Here is a 16873-nt window from a genome sequence, read left to right as displayed (position 1 = left end):
TATTCAAAGGTCAATAACTGAATAGTTTTCATTCACATACGGAGGAGCTATAATGAATGACCCTTCATGCTTTACAAACTTACATGAATATTACACTTTCATTTATGCCATAAGCTACATGATGTTAGTAGAAGTTGGAATCTGGATCTACAATTTTAGGGGATGGTTGAGAAGGCCGGATAAGAAGAATAGTGATTATGGAACGCTTCTGATTGTTATGTTGGGGTGTTGGGGAAGTTTTTATTTCAGCACTTATTTCAGGAGCCAACAATTTACGCAAATCGCTGGAGAAATACTTCTCCCTCATATTTTTTACTATGTGGGTGTGGCTTTAATTCTAATAGGCACGACATTGCGTGCTTTTGCGGTCTGGAGCCTGCGGCATTCCTTTACGCTCGCTGTCAAAACAGGCAGCAACCAGCAGTTGGTTACAACCGGCGTTTACCGATATATCAGGAATCCCGCTTATGCCGGAACAATGTTGAGTATGCTTGGAAATGCTTTTTGTTTCCGTTCTGCTTTTTCGCCCTTCATTGTGTTACTAATTTTGGCAGTCTGCTATGGAATTCGGATTAAGGTAGAGGAAAAAGCATTATATGAGTGCTTCGGAGAAGATTTCAAAAATTATTGTTTCCGTTCATGGAGACTGATACCTCTTATTTGGTAACTGGCTACTGTTTTAGTAGCCATAAAATATCATTCAAATATGAATGTTCTTCATTCAATTATAGAAAGGAAGTTTTTATCATGCCAACAAAAATTGATTTTATAGGTGGGAATACAAAGCGTTGCCTTATGGCGATGGCGCTCCCGATGATTGCCGCCATGTTCCTCAATATGATGTATAACCTGGTGGACAGCCTGTGGATCGGGAACTTGCTGGGAGAAACAGCCTATGCCGCATTGACAAACTCCACCCCCATCATTCTGATCTTGACTTCCGTTGCGATGGGCGCAACTAACGGTGTATCAATTCTGATCTCCCAGGCGATTGGCGCGAAGGACAAGAAAAAGACAGAGAGTTTGATTGCCACATCCTTCTGCGTTGCGGTAGCTTTCTCCCTCCTTGTGACGATTCTGCTTGAGGCGTCTCTTCCTGCAATTTTGAAGGCGCTGAATACTCCGGCCGAAACTTATGATATGGCATACAGCTATTTGGCCATCTATGTACTTGGGTATCTTGCAGTTTACCTTTACCTTTACTTCACCGCTGTTTTGCGGAGCTTTGGCAATTCTATGTTTCAAGCCGTAGCCATGCTGGTATCAACAATTTTGAACGCGATCCTCGATCCTATTTTTATCCACTTCATTGGATTTCACGGTGCTGCGATTGCTACACTTCTTTCTCAGGTCATCTGCCTGCTGTTTATGCTGATCTATCTGAAAAAGAAAAAGCTGTTTGCATTCAAAATTTCTGCATTTGACAAAAATGCTGTATTGCCCCTGATTCAGAAAGCAATCCCCTCTGTCATCCAGCAAAGTATCCCTGCAATCAGCACGACTTTCCTCACGGCGCTTGTCAGCACCTATAGCGTCACCGCAATAGCAGCTTATGGAGTAACGGGAAAACTGGAAACCATTCTTTTCTACCCGGCAATGGCACTGAACATGGTTTTGACCACTATTATTGGACAGTGCGTTGGTGCAAACCGTTATGATCGGGCCAAGGACTATCTAAAGTGCGCTTTGGGATATGGCTGCGGCCTGCTCGTAATTCTTTCCGTTGTGGTGGTCGGTTTTTCGAGACAGCTTTCCGGCCTATTTGTCCGCAGTGAGGATGTGGCCGCTATTGTTGGAACATATTTTTTAATCGTCAGCATTGGGTATATTCTTAACACCGTCACAAATTGCTATTTAGGTTCCCTTAACGGTATGGGAAAGCCGTCAAAGAGTATGTTTCTGATGATTTTCTATTACATTGTAGTCCGGATGCCTTTGGCGTACTTACTTTCCTATCTGGGGTTCGGCCTAAATGGAATTTGGGTTGCGGTATTGATCAGTCATGTGGTAGCCAGTGCCGCCGCAAGCATTTCTGGAACTATCTCTTTCAAGAAAAGGCCGACTGCAGAATAGGAAAATAATTATATCACGGTTCTAAATATAGGGAGGTGATTCGTTGGGGAAGTTTGTAATCCTGTCTTTTGATGATAACGATGATGCTGTCTTTAATAAAGCAATCGCCGCTCTTTCTTCTATTGCAGATTTTTCCACGGTGGCCGCCTCCGCAGACGCACCGCTGCTCTTTGGCTCCCTGCAAATCGACCCGCAGCGCAGGCTGGTGTGGCATGCCGGGCAAGCAGTGGACCTGACGCCGATGGAGTTTGACATTCTTCTCCTGCTGGCCTACCGGCCAGGGCAGGTGTTCACCGCCCGTCAGATCTATGAGGCCGTCGCCGTGGATTCCTTTGATGCCAGCTGGACAGGGATCTCCAGCATGGTCTATAAGCTCCGGCGCAAGCTGGGCGCTGGTATCATCGAAACGGTGCGGGGCCACGGCTACAAATTTGTTGTCCCAGGCACCTCACTAAAATAAAGCAAGCGCACAACGGATCTTCTTCCGCTGTGCGCTTCTTTTATTCTTTGCACCGTAATTCTACTTTATTTAAGCCCACGGGAAAGACCCTGAGACGGTGATCTCAGGGCCTTTCTCATAGACTTAAATCCGGAACAGGTCAATCGCCCGCATCAGCGTGATGCACAGCTCCTGGTACAGATCCTCGTCCAGTCTGCCGTTGATCACGGCGTACTTGAGCAGCAAAGGCCGGTACATGAGCAAAATGCTTGTGATAGCCTCACGGTCACCGTCCTTGGCTCGCCGCAGCATCTGTTCAAATGTCATATCCGTTCACCCCCCTCGATGCTCTTCTTCAACTTCCGAATGGCCCGGTAATACACCGCGGCCGCACCCTTATACGACAATCCCAGCTGCACACCGATCACATCGAATGGGCGCTTGTCCAGCACACGGGCAAGGAACACATACCGTTCCCGCTCGTCCAGCTGTTTCAAGGCATACAGGAGCGCGCTGCTCTCGATTTTCTCCCAGAGGGGCAGCCGCTCCATCACTTCCTGCTCCAGCGTTTGGCTCACGGCAAAGATCGTATCCGTCAAGGTCTCCTGATTGCTGTACGCATAAAGGGCCTTCAGATAATCCCTCTGGGTGCGCCTGACCGCCTGGATTAAGTAACCTGTAAACTTGATTTGCAGTTCTTCCTCTGCTCGTCCATTATTTCGTTGCCACATGGCCTTATCCTCCAAATAGTTCAAGAATTTTTATGGGATTCTTGAACCTCTGGAGGAGACCGGCACCGAGCTAACGGGCGTCTTTGCCTGCCATATAAAGAAACGCGGCCGGCTGCACACCGCAAAGGTGGGCTGCCGGCCATGTGATACACATAAAGAAGTCCGTCATGACTTCCGGCGCCCGCAGGAGGAGGCTTATCGCTCGATTTGCGATGTTCCCGCCTGCTCCCGTGAAAAGGGCGGCGGAAGAACCGTATTGTAAAGTAAGCTGTGTGTCGAAATGTAAGCAGATGGACGAACCTCTTTATGTGCATGATCCATCTTTCCATCATGCACTTCTGGCTCCCTGCCATCTGAACCACACTTTGCACACGAACCCGCCGCTGTTATGAACAGGCGGCGGGCCTGCCAATTATCTTAGGTGCAGTGTTGTTCCGAAAACTTTGTTGATTTTTGTCGGATTATAAAAGAAAAGGCAGCCTCATTCTCTTTGGAATAAGACCGCCTGTTGTAACTTGAAATTACCTCTGCTGTTTTGAATTTTCCGTCTCATAGACATCCCTCCCGTTCTTTCTATCTATTTATGGTTTCAAAACGCCATATTAAGTGTAAATGTCAAAGATCGCTGGATTTTGACTGAACGACAATTTTTCCCATCAGGCGGTTATTTTCATCAAAATCTTGCAGCTTCAACACAGAGAAAAAGGGCGGGCAAAGATCTGTTTTCTCTGCCCGCTCCTTCTAAACAAGATTTATCCCTGATGTTTGACCTTCAGGTGCTGAAAACTGTCCTCACTGATAGCGTGCTCCATCCGGCAGGCGTCGGCCTCTGCTGTCTCCTGATCTACGCCGGCTTCTATGAGCATTTCCGTAAAAAAGCAGTGTTTCTCATAGGTTCGCTCCGCCACTTCCCGGCCCACATCGGTCAGGTGCAGGAAATAGTCGCTGTCCATCGTCAGGAAGCCCCCGTCCCGCAGGGTCGCCACCGCATGGCACACGCTTGGCTTGGACACTTCCAGGCGCCGGGCGACATCCACGGAGCGCACCATGCCTTTTTCTTTTTGCAGCATCAGCACAGCCTCTAAATAGTCCTCGCCCGACGCATGAATCTTCATTCTATCACCCACTCACATAATCCCAGCATTTGCAAACTGCTTGTTGTAAACCTTTTTTGCAATAACTCCGACAATTATTGAGATAACTACGGTTGCGGCAATAGCAAGAACCATAAACCACGGAGAAGTCAAGGTTGATAATATCTCAGCATAATTTGCAGACATTTCTTCGGATGCCTCTGAAATGGCATAGTCAGAGAATACCCATACATACAACGGAGAACCGATATTGCTTAACGAAAGCAGGATATAACTCATCATGATACCTTTGTAATTCTTATATCCGGCCCATTTCCGAATGATTTCCGCTAAAATAGAACAAGCAATCAAGCTCCCAAGCAATAGATTCGCAAGCTCCCCAAAAGCCACGAAAGCGATTGCTACAAATAGGTTCATAATGAGAACCACGCCTGCTTTCGGCACTTTTGCCATAACATACATATATGGAAGCCATGCCACGAGAGCAATTAAAGCTGTTACAAACAGATAGAGCAATGGGTGTATGCCGCCCATAATCGTAGCTGCCAAAACCACAGCAAAGTAAATAACGGAAAATACGATTGTCAGACCTAAATCTTTTAACTTCCAGTGTTGTTCCATAAGATTTCCTTTCTATTTTCCTTGCTGTAATTCAACAAGGTGTGCATATAGACCGCCCTTTTTCATCAGCTCAGCGGGTGTACCCATCTCACTGACCTTGCCATCATCCAGAACAACGATCTTATCAGCATTTGCCACTGTCCTCATGCGATGGGCAATCACCATGACCGTCTTATCCTTCAGCAGCACCGACAAGGCATCCTGCACCAGCGTTTCACTCTCGGCGTCCATAGAGGCAGTTGCTTCATCAAGCAGGACAATGCGAGCATTTTTCAGCAAAGCGCGGGCAATCGAAATGCGCTGACGCTCGCCACCAGACAGGGCGCTGCCGTTTTCCCCGATGTTCGTCTGATACCCTTGGGGCAGGCGCTGGATAAATTCCTCGCATTGGGCGGCTCTGGCCGCAGCCATCACTTCCTCATCGGTGGCGTCGCCCCGGCCCAGCCGGATATTCTCCATGACCGTCTCATCAAAGAGCATGACATCCTGGAACACAATGGCATAGTTCTTGAACAGCGTTTCCGGTTCGACCGTTTTGACATCCACACCGCCCAAGGTAATGGTTCCGGAGTCCGCATCCCAAAAGCGGGCCGCCAGTTTGGAGGCGGTGGACTTGCCGCTGCCAGACGGGCCTACCAGCGCCGTGACCTCGCCCTGCTTTGCCACAAAAGACACGCCCTTCAAAACCGGCTCCTCATTGTAAGAGAACACCACATTCTTAAACTCAATATCGTAGCCCTTGTTATTGCAGACATTGGTTCCGGTCTGCTCCGGGGTCGCGTCAATCTGTTTCATTCGCTTGACGCTGACAAGGGAGGAAAATACTTCCGCCATCAGCATGAAGCAACTGGTGAAGGGGTCATAAATGCGGCCGGCAAACAGCAGGAACAGGATGAACATGGGGATGGACAACGAACCGGCTGTCACCAGAATGCCTCCCACCAGCATAACCGCCACAAGGCCAAACCGAAGGATGAATTGAGCCGTAGTTGTAGCGGCACCGGGAGCGATCTCGTTGCGGAAGGAACACTTCACCACATAATCCAGCTTCTTTTCCAGCCCTTCCAGGTATTCTTTTTCACGGGAGCAGGACTTCAGCTCCTGGATGGTGTCGAGATATTCCTGTACACCGTCATAGCTGGGCTTCTTTGGCAGCGGGGAGATATGCCGGAGCATCGGCGACAACTCGTCCGCAAAGCCCCTGAAATACCATTCCAGCAGGGAATCCTTTTTCTTGTTCCGGTCAAAATAAGCGTAAATCGCTTTATATCTCCGGGTATAAAGGCCCGTATGAAAACAGGCGGCTTCATTTTCAATGTGAAAATATTCCGCTGCTTTACTGGCGGTTCGTTCTTCCTTATAGTCAATGATCTGTTTCTTAAAGATTGCGTGGATATATCTTTCTAAAATCGGGGTGTCTGGATTTTTTGTTAAGTATATCGGATTTTTGAATCGCCACGGTTCCGGCAGGGCCACCTCCGCCAGCATATCAAGCTGGGAATACCAGTTCGGGACGTAGGCGAAGGAAAACAGGTCTGTATTGAGCATCATATCAATTTCCTCCATTTATTCTGCAATGCGTCCACGAGCTTCATCTGCACTTGTATCTTTTTGTCCTCGTCGATATGCCGATATACCCGGCCATCCAAACCAATGGTTTCATATTCCACCAGAGAATTGATATAAGCGTCATAGTGCAGGAGATATTCCTCTATTGCTGCTGGCTCGCCGTGAACCGCTCGCTTGATTAGGTCATAGGTTAATTCATGGCTCTGAGCTTCCTTGCTCATAAAATGTTCTGATCGCCTGAAATGCGCGCCGCCTCAGATTGTAGACGGTGCGGGTCGTCACCTCCATCCTTTTTGCAATTTCCACATCCGTGAAAGCATACCAGAAGTCAAAAAGTAAGACGTTCCGTTGCTTCTCTGGAAGGGAGCAGAGTGCTTTATATAAAGCTTCGCTATGAACCACGCAGGATAGCTCGTCCGCATAAAGCACAAAATAATCGGATGGATACCTGTCTTCGTGGCTTAAATTTTCAAGAAAATAGTCTACTGGCTCGTCGGAGTAATGCTTCTCCGCGTTGGCCTTTGCCCGTTTGAGATTTCTGCTGAAATTCCGGGCCACTGTCTTGGTGAAGGAATCCACCATGGCAACGATCCGTTTTTCATCGTCAGAGGGAGACTTCATGCCGCATCCCTCCTTTTTTGCAGATTTGAGCTGGTTAGCCTGTTTCGCCTCCTCACATAACCAGAACACATCTCAAAGGTGCAAACCGGAAAGTTTTTGAAAAATATTTTGAGAAAATTTTTTGAATGTATAAATCTATCTAAAAACTGGTTAAGAGCCGCACATACAATTTTCCTCCTTCGACAAAAATAGGCCAATCCGCACAAGGCAGACTGGCCCATTTTGGCAAGTGCTTGTCTTGCCCTGAAAAATAAATTATGAAGATTTCTCGCTTTGCTCTATCTGTAATTCACCCTTTTTCAGCCGGAACACCACATCCGCCTGTTTTGCCAGCTCACCTGAGTGGGTAACAACTATCACGCATTTCTTCATCTGATGGGCGCTTTCTTTCAGGATTTCCGTAATATCCCCAGCCGTATCCTCGTCCAGATTGCCGGTAGGCTCGTCCGCCAGAATCACCGGAGCTTCGCTTGCGAGCGCCCTTGCAATGGCTACCCGCTGCTGCTGGCCGCCGGAGAGTTTCAGCACGTTCCGTTTGGATTCCTCCCTCGTCAGCCCCAGCCGTTCCAGAAACGGGAGTGCCGGTTTCTTTGAAGTCAGCCGGACATTCTCCTGCGGGGTCATATAGTCAATCAGGTTGTAGCTCTGAAAGATAAAAGAAACATTCTTTTTCCGATGGCCTGCCAATCCGGCCTGTGCAATGTCTTTCCCTTCAAACAGGATATTCCCGCTTGTGGGGCTGTCCAGACCGCCCAGCAGGGATAGAAGGGTTGTCTTGCCGCACCCGGACGGGCCGAGAATGGCATACATTTTTCCCGCCTCCATCTGCGCATTGATCCCTCTCAGCACCTTCCTCTTTTTGTCATAAGAGTACGTTAGGTTTTGCAGTTCCAAAATTCCCATAGAGGCACCTCCTATTCACCTTCGGGCACAAATTCATAGTCAAAATCATAGTCCTTTACTTTATCCGGCACCTCGTAATCTATGATGGGCGAGCCGGATTGCTCCTGCGTTTCGTCTGATTTATTCTCCTTGGGGGTACATCCTGTGAACAGCAATCCCACAAAAAGGAGGACAGAAAACATTTTCCATACTTTTTTCATATCGTTACCGCCTTTCTCAACTCATTTTCGATAGAATTTCCCGCGGTTTCAGCCGCATGACGGAAATCGAGGATATTCCGGCGGATACCGTTACAATCCCGATCCCCAGCAGGAATAGGAGGCCCATTTCCTCAAGCTGTACACGAACCTGTAATTCCGGGGTTTCGATTTCCGGCTCACCGGTATCTGTTCCGGCCTCCCCACGGGTTCCGGCAGATAAGCCGTCTTCCTGCTGCGCCTCCGTTACCGCCTGCCCGGACTGCAATACGTTTCCCATCTGGCCCGCAATGGCGCTGGCGGAGAAATAAGAGAGGGAAAATGCTAATATCGCAATCAGCAAAACCTCGGCAATATACTGCCCTAAGATGGACAGCTTGCTGATCCCAACCGAGAGCAGGACACCGGTTTCATGGATGCGGGTTCTGGCCCACATGGTTAGAATGAGCGAGAGGATGGCGATGCTTACAATCAGCGCGATCATCAAAATGGTGGATACCAGCTCCGATAACTGTTCCAAAGAGGACGCGGCGTTTTCATAGTCCTCGTTGTCAACCAGAAAAGAAAAGCCTTTCCAGTCCACGCCGCTGATTTCCTTTACTTTAGAAATGATTTCCTCCATGTTCTGCGGGTCGTCCACCGATACGGTCAGCTCGTTAAAGCCCTGTATTGCGGGGCCGTTTTCATAAGCCACCAAAGTGGCAAGGTCGGTGATGATAAGGTTTTGTATTTTATCGTAGGTTGTCACCTGATCGTTGATGCCTTCGATTTCTTTTGGAGAGAACAGGCCCACAATCTCAATCTCCACGCCTTTGCCCGTTTGGATTTTGTCACCAATTTTCAGGCCGTTTTTCTCAGCCAAATCCTTGCTGATTAGCCCCTTGTTTTTGTCGTCCGGCAGGATATGCCGCCCCTGCGTCAGCGTAAGCTGCCCGGAAGTAAACCGGGTAAGCTCCTCGCTTTTCCATGTGCTTAAAATCTTTGAGGATGCGCGAAATTCTTCCTCAATGGGGATATTGCCGGTAAATAGTTCCAGAGAGGGGAACGCCGCCAGACTCTCCACGGTGGCGCTACACTCCTTGATCCCCTCAATTTCCCGGATTTGCTCTACCAGCTCCGGGCTGATCTGCTGGGTGGAATATATCAGGGTTCCGCCCTCCACGCTTTCCACCTTCAAATAGGGATTGTTTTCCGTGTAGTCAAAGCCAATGAGAAAACTCCCGCCAAGGCTTTGCCGCAGCTCCTGCTGGGCGGCTTTCGAAGCGTTCCCCAGCGCCAGAGCGGTCAGTACAAAGGTTGCCATCACCAGCAAGATGACAAAAAGAAGGATACTCTTGCCCCTCTTGCGGACGATGTACAGCCACGCTCGATTCATAAAGTTCATAGAATGACCTCCGTTTCATATAGGATAAGTGTTGCAACGCTGACAGCATAGCACCCCAATATGGAACCAGTATGAAACGGATAAAAAAGCAATCGCTTTATGGGAGATAAAGGATAAAGCACATTCCCGGTGGGTTTTTAGTTGCCTCAAATTGATAGGGCAGCCCAAGGGCCTTTGAAAGCGTATCTACAATATATAATCCCAGCCCATTCCCGCCATCTTTACGGTCACGGGCAAAGTCCGGACGGTAGAACGGCTCAAATACATGTGCCAGCTTATCCGGCGGGATGGGCGTACACTCGTTTTCTATTTTTATCTGCCGGGCGGTCAATAGAACGGTGATCTTGCATCCCGGCTTTGTGTAGGAAACCGCGTTGGAGAGCAGATTGGACAGGATTTTTTCAAGGCCTTTCTTTGACGTGTGGACAGGGCACTTTCCCTGTATGCTGAAAGAAAAGTCGAGTCCCTTTGCCTTCGCAATCAACTGATAAGGCTCGCAGATCGCCGGAAGACACTCCGACAGGTCAAAGGTTTCCGCGTCTTGTTTCTCCTGTGTAAAATCCAGCCGGGAGGTATCCAAAATTTCTTTAATCATAGAGGAGAGCTGTCCGGTAATCTCCTTACATTCCAACAGACAGCGATCCCGGTCTTTGTATTTTCCAATGCCTAAGATCATGTTTTCCAAAATCGCGTTAAGAGCAGTCACCGGTGTTTTCAGTTCATGGGAGGCGGCCCGCAGGAAATCAATTTTTGACCGTTCCGCCTCACGGACGTTTTGCTTTTCTTCTTCCAGCTTTTCAATGGTGGAAAGCAGGCTGGCATACAGCTTATTTACGCGGGCGGCCAATTCGCCAATCTCGTCCTTCGTATGCACCACGCAGGTTGCAGCCTTATCCAGTTTTTCCATCTTTTCCGTTGTTTCCGCAATCTGCTTGATTGGCCTCGTCATGGCTCTGGAAAACAACAGGGAACACCCGGCGGAAATGATGGCGCAGCAAAGCAGGGATACCGGCAGTGCTTTTCCGATAGCGGATTTTATCAAAATACCAGTATTCACATCACTCTCAATAATGGCCCCTTCCACAAAACGGTTGGTGCTTACGGTCATTTGCGGCGCAAGCACGTAGAGAAAGACATGGGCCATCACAGTGACAAATAGCATCACCCCAAAGGTGTATAAGAAGATTTTAGTAAAGAGCTTTAAGTTTCTCATGGGTGTTCCTCATACTTGTAGCCAACGCCTTTTACCGTTACAATCCGGTCAAGACTCAGCTTTTTCCGTAAATTTTTGATGTAGGTATCAATAGTTCGGTCGATGATGGGGTAATCATATCCCCACAACTCGTCCAAGATCTGCGACCGTGTAAGAACTAGACCTTTATGCTCTATCAGCAATTTCAGCAGGTCGATCTCCTTTGGTGTCAGGTCAATAGGGCCGCCCGGCCCGGAAGCGGTGTAGCCGCCAAAATCCACCGTAATATCGCCTATCTGGATTTGGCTCAGTTCCGGGCTTTTCCCACACCGCCGCAGCAGAGCCGTCACCCGTTTCCCCAGCAAAAGCATGGAAAAGGGTTTTGTGATATAGTCGTCCGCCTGTTCATCAAAGCTGGCCGCCTGAGTAGGCTCATCGTCAAGGGCGGTAAGCATTAAGACGGGGATGCCGCTCGTTTGACGCAGTTCTTTTAATACCTCCAAACCGGTTCGTTTCGGGAGCATAATGTCCAGAACCACTAAATCAATGGATTTTTCCCTTGCGATCTGCAAGCCCTGCTCTCCATCGAAGGCAGACAAGGTGGTATGTCCTGCGGAGCTCATGTATTCGCAGATTGCCTCGTTGGTGGCGGTATCGTCTTCCACAATCAATAAAACAGCCATTTTTACACCTCCTCGCTCCATCATACCAAAGCAATATGGAAAGAGTATGAAATGCTTTGTGTCAGATTGACAGTGTACTGGACTTTTATGAAAAAGCAAGCCTTTCATAATGAGGCCAATCCGCACAAGGCAGACTGGCCCATGTTGACAGGGCACTGGCCTGCCTTGCTTTTCCACCCGTGGTGTGTAGGCTGTCACTCACAAGACACAAGCCGGACAGCGAAGGCCGCGGGCAAAGCCGCCATAGGGTAACACTGGTAGTGGCTTCCTTCCCTTATAAAAATTCCTATTTTTTCAGTTGGTAAAAATCATAAAACGCAGCGTGTTTCGCAATCAGTGTTTCAAATGTGCCATGCTCAATGATTTTTCCGTCTGCCATAAAGATAATCTCATCATACAGTTCAAGAATATCTTTACTCATATTGTGCGTAATAGTAAGTAAGGTTAAATCGGATATTTCCAACAACCTACTTTCAATGTCATACGCAGTCTGCATATCAATAGCAGATGTACCCTCGTCTAAAATTAACAGCGGCTTTTTACGAATTAAAGCTCTTGCTACCGCAATTCGTTGTTTTTGCCCGCCGGAAAGGTTATTACCGTTTTCCCCAACATGATATTCAAGTCCGTTTGGTACTTGCTCAATAAAATGCAATAAGCCACTATCAGACAGTGCAGATTGTAATTCTTCTTTGCTGTAATCTTCGTGTAGGCAAATATTGTCTAAAATGCTTTCGTCAAACATATAGACGTTCTGATGAATGACAGACGACAAGGCGGTTATTTTATCAATATCCACAATGGAAAGATTATCTTCATCATACAGAACATTACCTTTGAAATCAGAATAATATCCGGCAATCAGTTTGATAAGCGTAGATTTTCCGCAACCACTTTTACCAACAAAGGCATATTTTTTCCCTTTTTTAATGGATAATGAAATACCGTTTATGACTTCATTTTCTTTATCATAGGAAAAATGCAAATCCTCTACACAAATCATCTCATTGAAAGTAGGGGGTTTTTTTGTATCCGTGTCTTGCTTCCGGTAATCTGAAAATTCATTTAACTTCTGTGCAATCGGCTTTATACTCTTGATTTTAGGAATATTACTAAAAATGATTAAAAGCGGATTTGCAAGATTACTGCTAACCTGTACCATGCCTAATAAAGCTCCTGCGCTGATACGTCCGATAATAATGAAATATGCTGAAAGAAAAACAACAACAACTTGAACAAGAAGCGCAAGAACCATAGAAACCGCTTCATTTGCAGCAATCGCTTTGTCAACTGAATATTTTGCTTTTATCGTGTCCTCATTACTTGTTTCAAATCGTGAAAGGACATATTTTTTCATTCGGTACGACTTGATAATTTCAAAGCCGGATAACAGATCTTTTACATGATTTGTAAAAGAGGATAGCATATCAGAATATTTGTCTTGCCGTTTAGAGAGCAGTCCTCCGAACAGACTGGGGACGATAAGCATAATGGCGATTGCAATAATTACGCATACCGTAACGATAATGTCGAAGTAAATCATTACAGCAAGGGACGCTATGAAAATAATCGTGTATTGAATGACTTGCAAGAGAGGAAGTAAAAAATTGTCCTCAATCATTTTTACATCATTCGTAATTGCAGATAAGTAATCTGCGGTATTGTTTTTGGAGTAATCCTCAATCGTGTGTTTCTCAATTCCCATAAAGGTTTTAGAACGAACAGCTTTCATAATCTTGCAGACAAATATTTTGCTGAACAAAGATTGTAGGTACATAAATACTCCCATAAGCGCAAAGTAGGCTAAAGAAAAGAGTAGTATTCTGATGAAGCCGTCCATATCGCCCATATCTACAATGTCCATAACCTGTTGCAACAAAATAGCGATAAACACATAGGAGAGGGAACTGATTGCAGTAAATAATACGGTAAGGAAAAGCAGAAATTTGTATTGTTTTAAGTATCGCATCATATAGCGGTGTCCTCCTATTTTCTGTTAAAAAGCAAATCGCAGATAAATCCTACTGCCCCTAAACCAAATAGACAGGTAGCGGCTGTTTTATAGCCTTTTTCGGATAAATGTACAGCTCCTATCATCAATCCGATTTCTGCCGCAGCAGATACCGATTTAGATGCAATGCGGAATGAACGCCTTTTCCATGCCTTATTTGCGGCAACTTCAATCTTGTTTGCAGCGTTTTCAATTTTTTGGTCTATGTTAGACATAATAATCTCCTTTCATACATCAAGGCGGTATGTATAAGTTCAAAATAATACCTTGTGAACGAATGTATCGGATTGAAAATAAAATTGCCTCGAAAAAGGCAGTTTTATTTTATTTGCCTACGTTTAGATGTTCAAGGTAGTTTTGCACTATACCCAAAATTTCATCATCAATAATTGGAAGTTTCATACTATCCAACAGGTATTTGATAAATGCAAACTTTGAAATTAGTTCTTCCGGTGTAGCGGGATAGACAGAGGGTATTAACCAAAAGTTTGTAAGTAAGGGCAAAAGTTCGGATAGTTCTTTTGCATACTCGGTCTGGATAGAACCGTCCTCTATCCCCTCTTGAATGAGCTGTAACCAAAGAGGGGCAATCAATTTTCTATTTGTGTCAGCCAGTTCTGCTAACAAACGGGGGTTTTTCAAAAGGGGAATACTTTGCTTGCCAAGCTCTGTCCTATCAATATCGACATGGTTTAGCTTAATAACTTCTCGCATTTTCTGTAAACCATTCAAGCTCTTCTGCTTTTGTACGGTAACAAACGGATTGTTGTCAAAAAAGAGTTTATCCCCTAATGCTTCAATAATTTCCTCTTTTGACTTGAAGTGATGATAAATAGCACCTTTAGTCAATCCACCGAGTCCATCTACAATATCTTGAATAGTTGTATTGTCATATCCTTTTTCCAGAAAGAGCCGTTGAGCCACATCTAATATTTTTTCAACGGTTACTTCTGGATATTTATTTCTGGCCATTGGCTAAACACCTCCAAATTCTCATTCGTTCGTTTGGTATGTTTTATTATAGCAGTCCTACCCAAACTTGTCAAGATACATTCGTCTGGTATTTATGCGTTTTTTACTCTTCATGAAGGCTTGCTCAAAAAATTTCTTGAAAATCAATCGAAAAAGCCTTGCTTTTTCACCCGTGGTGTGTAAGCTGTGACTCACACAAGGCACAAGCCCAAGCAAAAAAGAAAGGTGGAAATTACAATGAAAACAGGAAAAATCACAGCGAAACTGAGGGATGCGGTTCCGGTTTGCCTTATGGTAAACGGTGAGGAAGTAAAACGATACAAGAATATTGAGCTGCCGGATATGCTCAAAGAGGTGGAAATGACCGACTTCCATTTCAACGTACACATGGACGGGAAGATCACCTTTGAAATCCACTATGAGGAAGGCGTACTGCCGGAGGTATTCCCGGAGGCCCGCACCAGAGTAAGCCGGGCGGCGAAGGCCGCCGCCAAAGCCGCCGCACAGGAAATCACAGAGGTTATGGCCGTGGAGGCTACCGAGCCAGAAACAGAGGCTGCGCCGGAGGGCAGCCCGCAGAATGGTGAATTTCCAGCGGAAGATCCCGGTGAACCTACCGCAGAAGAAAGCAGTCCGGGAGGCATTGAGGCCGCCTACAATGTGACAGGTGTACGGCGCAAGGAGCTGGTGGCAGCAGTAGGCGACTTCATTGGAGCAAAGCCGGAATATCTGAGAGCGCCGACATACGCTTTCGCAGTAGGAAGCTACAATATCGACAGAGAAGGAACATTGACTGGCCCGGAAAATCCGGCGCTGATCGAAAGCCTGAAAGAACAAGGCTTCATTGCCGCAGAGTAAAACGAGAAGGCCCCGCTTCGGCGGGGCTTTTCCTGTCCTCAGTGAAAAAAGATATGTTTTAAGACCTTTAGAGCTTGCTTTTTGACCGGTAGTGTGTAAGCTGTCACTCACAGAAATAAAACATATCTTTGAGGAGGACGCAACCATGCTACAAATATCTGAAATCGTAAGAAAAACCGAGGAAATGTTTGACCTGTTCAATAAGCATTTTTACGAAGGCGAGCTGAGCCGCCCGGCCATCACTGTATCGCCGGACGGAGGGCGCGGGGCGTATGGCTGGTGCAGTATCAACGAGATATGGAACGCCAGTGGCGAGAAGTACCGGGAAATCAATCTCTGCGCCGAATACCTCGACCGGCCTATTTTCGAGCTGGCGGCCACGCTTCTGCATGAGATGGCGCATCTCTACAATCTGGTTCATGGTATCCAAGACGTAAGCAACAACGGATACTACCACAACCAGAAATTTAAGGCCACCGCTGAGACCCACGGCCTGCATATCGAGAAGCACGCCAAGTATGGCTGGACAGTAACAACGCTGGCCCCGGAGGCGGAGGCATGGATCAGAGAAACCTTGGGTGAGGACAAGATCAACGCCAGCCGCTTGCCGGTGGAAGGCACCACTAAGGGCGGAAGTAAGAAATCCATTAACCGCAGCATTAAATATGTTTGTCCCTGCTGTGGCACCATCATCCGGGCAACGCGGGAAGTCAATGTAATCTGCGGGGATTGCGGTGAGCCATTCGAGCGGGAATAAGACAAAAGCGGGAGCCGCAAGGTTCCCGCTAAATTGTTCGCTTTGAAAGAGGTGGCGCTGTCCGGGAGCGGATACTTTTTAGCGTTTCCTCGTTTCTGGTACAAGAGAGCCAGACAAGGGGGTGCAAAAATGAGCCGTTATGGGCCTATGTGATGGCCGCAATAGGAAGCGGGCTGATGGCGGCTTGTTCCACCGAGTCCCCGGAAAACAGAAAAAGCCCGGAAAGCCCATAATATCAGGCTTTCCGGGCTTAGATACAAAAGCAGCCCTCCGATTTGGAAGGCTGCTTTTGTATTAAAGATTGTTCCTTAATATGATGTGAGCTTGTTGAAAGCCATGATCTAAAGTTTGCTGCGCAGTTTCCATTTCCAGCAATACGGTGATGCCTCGATATTTCTTCAGAGGAATCCGGGAACCGAAAAACACCTGTTTATCTTTGGAGAGGTAATTCACGCAAAGGTCACCTTCCCCCAGAAAACTGACTGCGCCTCCATCTAATTCGCACTCATAGCAACCTTCCAGGCAGTGATTGATCTGCAGGAAATCTTTTTCAAATCGGATGGGACGGAAACAAGAGTCCATTTTCAAATCGTTATAGGTAATTTGAATGCCTGGTGCGACTTCAAAACGCTGCATAAAGCCTTCTCCTGATTCGCCCCCTTCATGCAGCATTGATTTTGTTGTGTCTGGTTCAAGCGTAGTTTCGTAAATGTTATGAAAGGCTCCTGTGTTTTGGGGCATATCGGACATTTTCATCCCCCTCCTGCT

At 46.8% G+C, this 16873-nt stretch carries 21 protein-coding genes; 5 read left to right on the top strand and 16 right to left on the bottom strand.

From position 1 onward, the window contains the following. The first annotated feature begins 52 nt into the window (after positions 1-52). From B5F54_RS04985 to B5F54_RS04975, 3 genes are all read left to right on the top strand, one after another. Positions 53-667 carry a methyltransferase family protein gene (locus tag B5F54_RS04985; protein WP_087231338.1) on the top strand — a complete coding sequence of 205 codons (615 nt, stop codon included), beginning with the start codon at positions 53-55 and terminating at the stop codon, positions 665-667. 80 nt (positions 668-747) lie between these two features. Then, the gene (locus B5F54_RS04980) at positions 748-2073 is read left to right on the top strand and encodes an MATE family efflux transporter (RefSeq protein ID WP_087231335.1); all 1326 of its coding nucleotides are present in this window, start codon (positions 748-750) and stop codon (positions 2071-2073) included. Positions 2074-2116: 43 nt separating this feature from the next. Further along, complete coding sequence (locus B5F54_RS04975) at positions 2117-2533, top strand: winged helix-turn-helix domain-containing protein (protein WP_087231332.1); 417 nt, start codon at positions 2117-2119, stop codon at positions 2531-2533. 123 nt (positions 2534-2656) lie between these two features. Here the strand turns inward: B5F54_RS04975 and B5F54_RS04970 are convergent, their stop codons facing one another. The 15 genes from B5F54_RS04970 to B5F54_RS04900 all read right to left on the bottom strand — a co-directional run bounded on the left by B5F54_RS04970 (position 2657) and on the right by B5F54_RS04900 (position 14490). Continuing rightward, positions 2657-2839: a helix-turn-helix domain-containing protein gene (locus tag B5F54_RS04970; protein WP_087231329.1), complete on the bottom strand. Its 183-nt coding sequence runs from the start codon at positions 2837-2839 to the stop codon at positions 2657-2659. Next, positions 2836-3243 carry a sigma-70 family RNA polymerase sigma factor gene (locus B5F54_RS04965; RefSeq protein ID WP_101693807.1) on the bottom strand — a complete coding sequence of 136 codons (408 nt, stop codon included), beginning with the start codon at positions 3241-3243 and terminating at the stop codon, positions 2836-2838. Before B5F54_RS04965 ends, B5F54_RS04970 begins: the two co-directional genes overlap by 4 nt. 752 nt (positions 3244-3995) lie before the next feature. Continuing rightward, on the bottom strand, positions 3996-4358 hold the full coding sequence (locus B5F54_RS04960; RefSeq protein ID WP_006573906.1) for a metal-dependent transcriptional regulator: 363 nt from the start codon (positions 4356-4358) through the stop codon (positions 3996-3998). A 12-nt stretch (positions 4359-4370) separates the two neighbouring features. Beyond that, complete coding sequence (locus B5F54_RS04955; protein ID WP_006573907.1) at positions 4371-4958, bottom strand: MptD family putative ECF transporter S component; 588 nt, start codon at positions 4956-4958, stop codon at positions 4371-4373. A gap of 12 nt (positions 4959-4970) precedes the next feature. Then, positions 4971-6509, bottom strand: a complete 1539-nt coding sequence (locus B5F54_RS04950) for an ATP-binding cassette domain-containing protein (protein WP_207651953.1) — start codon at positions 6507-6509, stop codon at positions 4971-4973. Continuing rightward, the gene (locus tag B5F54_RS04945) at positions 6506-6748 is read right to left on the bottom strand and encodes a helix-turn-helix domain-containing protein (protein ID WP_087231326.1); all 243 of its coding nucleotides are present in this window, start codon (positions 6746-6748) and stop codon (positions 6506-6508) included. The genes B5F54_RS04950 and B5F54_RS04945 overlap by 4 nt, the downstream gene beginning before the upstream one ends. Next, a complete protein-coding gene (locus tag B5F54_RS04940; RefSeq protein ID WP_087231324.1) occupies positions 6723-7148 on the bottom strand; it encodes an RNA polymerase sigma factor in 426 nt (141 codons plus the stop codon). Before B5F54_RS04940 ends, B5F54_RS04945 begins: the two co-directional genes overlap by 26 nt. Positions 7149-7403: 255 nt before the next feature. Then, positions 7404-8051, bottom strand: a complete 648-nt coding sequence (locus B5F54_RS04935) for an ATP-binding cassette domain-containing protein (RefSeq protein ID WP_016215691.1) — start codon at positions 8049-8051, stop codon at positions 7404-7406. Between the two features lie 11 nt (positions 8052-8062). Continuing rightward, positions 8063-8251: a hypothetical protein gene (locus tag B5F54_RS04930; RefSeq protein ID WP_016215690.1), complete on the bottom strand. Its 189-nt coding sequence runs from the start codon at positions 8249-8251 to the stop codon at positions 8063-8065. A 16-nt stretch (positions 8252-8267) separates the two neighbouring features. Beyond that, positions 8268-9632, bottom strand: a complete 1365-nt coding sequence (locus B5F54_RS04925) for an ABC transporter permease (protein ID WP_087231321.1) — start codon at positions 9630-9632, stop codon at positions 8268-8270. A gap of 97 nt (positions 9633-9729) precedes the next feature. Beyond that, positions 9730-10845, bottom strand: coding sequence for a sensor histidine kinase (locus B5F54_RS04920; RefSeq protein ID WP_087231318.1), 1116 nt, complete (start codon positions 10843-10845; stop codon positions 9730-9732). Beyond that, a complete protein-coding gene (locus B5F54_RS04915) occupies positions 10842-11507 on the bottom strand; it encodes a response regulator transcription factor (protein WP_087231315.1) in 666 nt (221 codons plus the stop codon). The genes B5F54_RS04920 and B5F54_RS04915 overlap by 4 nt, the downstream gene beginning before the upstream one ends. A 286-nt stretch (positions 11508-11793) precedes the next feature. Next, entirely contained in the window at positions 11794-13479 is a 1686-nt protein-coding gene (locus B5F54_RS04910) for an ABC transporter ATP-binding protein (RefSeq protein WP_087231312.1), read from the bottom strand. A 14-nt stretch (positions 13480-13493) separates the two neighbouring features. After that, entirely contained in the window at positions 13494-13733 is a 240-nt protein-coding gene (locus B5F54_RS04905; RefSeq protein ID WP_087231309.1) for a hypothetical protein, read from the bottom strand. Between the two features lie 109 nt (positions 13734-13842). Continuing rightward, positions 13843-14490, bottom strand: coding sequence for a TetR/AcrR family transcriptional regulator (locus B5F54_RS04900; protein WP_087231306.1), 648 nt, complete (start codon positions 14488-14490; stop codon positions 13843-13845). Positions 14491-14727: 237 nt separating this feature from the next. Between B5F54_RS04900 and B5F54_RS04895 the strand changes: the two genes are divergently transcribed. Both B5F54_RS04895 and B5F54_RS04890 read left to right on the top strand, forming a co-directional pair. After that, a complete protein-coding gene (locus B5F54_RS04895) occupies positions 14728-15348 on the top strand; it encodes a hypothetical protein (protein WP_087231304.1) in 621 nt (206 codons plus the stop codon). A gap of 145 nt (positions 15349-15493) precedes the next feature. Continuing rightward, positions 15494-16105, top strand: coding sequence for a SprT-like domain-containing protein (locus B5F54_RS04890; RefSeq protein ID WP_087231301.1), 612 nt, complete (start codon positions 15494-15496; stop codon positions 16103-16105). A gap of 294 nt (positions 16106-16399) precedes the next feature. On the opposite strand, the gene B5F54_RS04885 is transcribed toward B5F54_RS04890, so the two are convergent. Further along, positions 16400-16855, bottom strand: a complete 456-nt coding sequence (locus B5F54_RS04885) for a hypothetical protein (RefSeq protein ID WP_242969636.1) — start codon at positions 16853-16855, stop codon at positions 16400-16402. Positions 16856-16873: the final 18 nt, after the last annotated feature.

Origin of the sequence: Anaeromassilibacillus sp. An250, assembly GCF_002159845.1 — a bacterium.
Lineage (GTDB): Bacteria > Bacillota > Clostridia > Oscillospirales > Acutalibacteraceae > Anaeromassilibacillus > Anaeromassilibacillus stercoravium.
This window is presented reverse-complemented; position numbering and strand designations above follow the sequence as displayed.

Coding starts and splice junctions, on each gene's coding strand:
- B5F54_RS04910 (WP_087231312.1), bottom strand. CDS start 13,479: ATGATGCGATACTTAAAACAATACAAATTTCTGCTTTTCCTTACCGTA.
- B5F54_RS04935 (WP_016215691.1), bottom strand. CDS start 8,051: ATGGGAATTTTGGAACTGCAAAACCTAACGTACTCTTATGACAAAAAG.
- B5F54_RS04920 (WP_087231318.1), bottom strand. CDS start 10,845: ATGAGAAACTTAAAGCTCTTTACTAAAATCTTCTTATACACCTTTGGG.
- B5F54_RS04905 (WP_087231309.1), bottom strand. CDS start 13,733: ATGTCTAACATAGACCAAAAAATTGAAAACGCTGCAAACAAGATTGAA.
- B5F54_RS04925 (WP_087231321.1), bottom strand. CDS start 9,632: ATGAACTTTATGAATCGAGCGTGGCTGTACATCGTCCGCAAGAGGGGC.
- B5F54_RS04895 (WP_087231304.1), top strand. CDS start 14,728: ATGAAAACAGGAAAAATCACAGCGAAACTGAGGGATGCGGTTCCGGTT.
- B5F54_RS04940 (WP_087231324.1), bottom strand. CDS start 7,148: ATGAAGTCTCCCTCTGACGATGAAAAACGGATCGTTGCCATGGTGGAT.
- B5F54_RS04900 (WP_087231306.1), bottom strand. CDS start 14,490: ATGGCCAGAAATAAATATCCAGAAGTAACCGTTGAAAAAATATTAGAT.
- B5F54_RS04945 (WP_087231326.1), bottom strand. CDS start 6,748: ATGAGCAAGGAAGCTCAGAGCCATGAATTAACCTATGACCTAATCAAG.
- B5F54_RS04970 (WP_087231329.1), bottom strand. CDS start 2,839: ATGACATTTGAACAGATGCTGCGGCGAGCCAAGGACGGTGACCGTGAG.
- B5F54_RS04955 (WP_006573907.1), bottom strand. CDS start 4,958: ATGGAACAACACTGGAAGTTAAAAGATTTAGGTCTGACAATCGTATTT.
- B5F54_RS04960 (WP_006573906.1), bottom strand. CDS start 4,358: ATGAAGATTCATGCGTCGGGCGAGGACTATTTAGAGGCTGTGCTGATG.
- B5F54_RS04915 (WP_087231315.1), bottom strand. CDS start 11,507: ATGGCTGTTTTATTGATTGTGGAAGACGATACCGCCACCAACGAGGCA.
- B5F54_RS04985 (WP_087231338.1), top strand. CDS start 53: ATGAATGACCCTTCATGCTTTACAAACTTACATGAATATTACACTTTC.
- B5F54_RS04890 (WP_087231301.1), top strand. CDS start 15,494: ATGCTACAAATATCTGAAATCGTAAGAAAAACCGAGGAAATGTTTGAC.
- B5F54_RS04965 (WP_101693807.1), bottom strand. CDS start 3,243: ATGTGGCAACGAAATAATGGACGAGCAGAGGAAGAACTGCAAATCAAG.
- B5F54_RS04980 (WP_087231335.1), top strand. CDS start 748: ATGCCAACAAAAATTGATTTTATAGGTGGGAATACAAAGCGTTGCCTT.
- B5F54_RS04930 (WP_016215690.1), bottom strand. CDS start 8,251: ATGAAAAAAGTATGGAAAATGTTTTCTGTCCTCCTTTTTGTGGGATTG.
- B5F54_RS04950 (WP_207651953.1), bottom strand. CDS start 6,509: ATGATGCTCAATACAGACCTGTTTTCCTTCGCCTACGTCCCGAACTGG.
- B5F54_RS04885 (WP_242969636.1), bottom strand. CDS start 16,855: ATGTCCGATATGCCCCAAAACACAGGAGCCTTTCATAACATTTACGAA.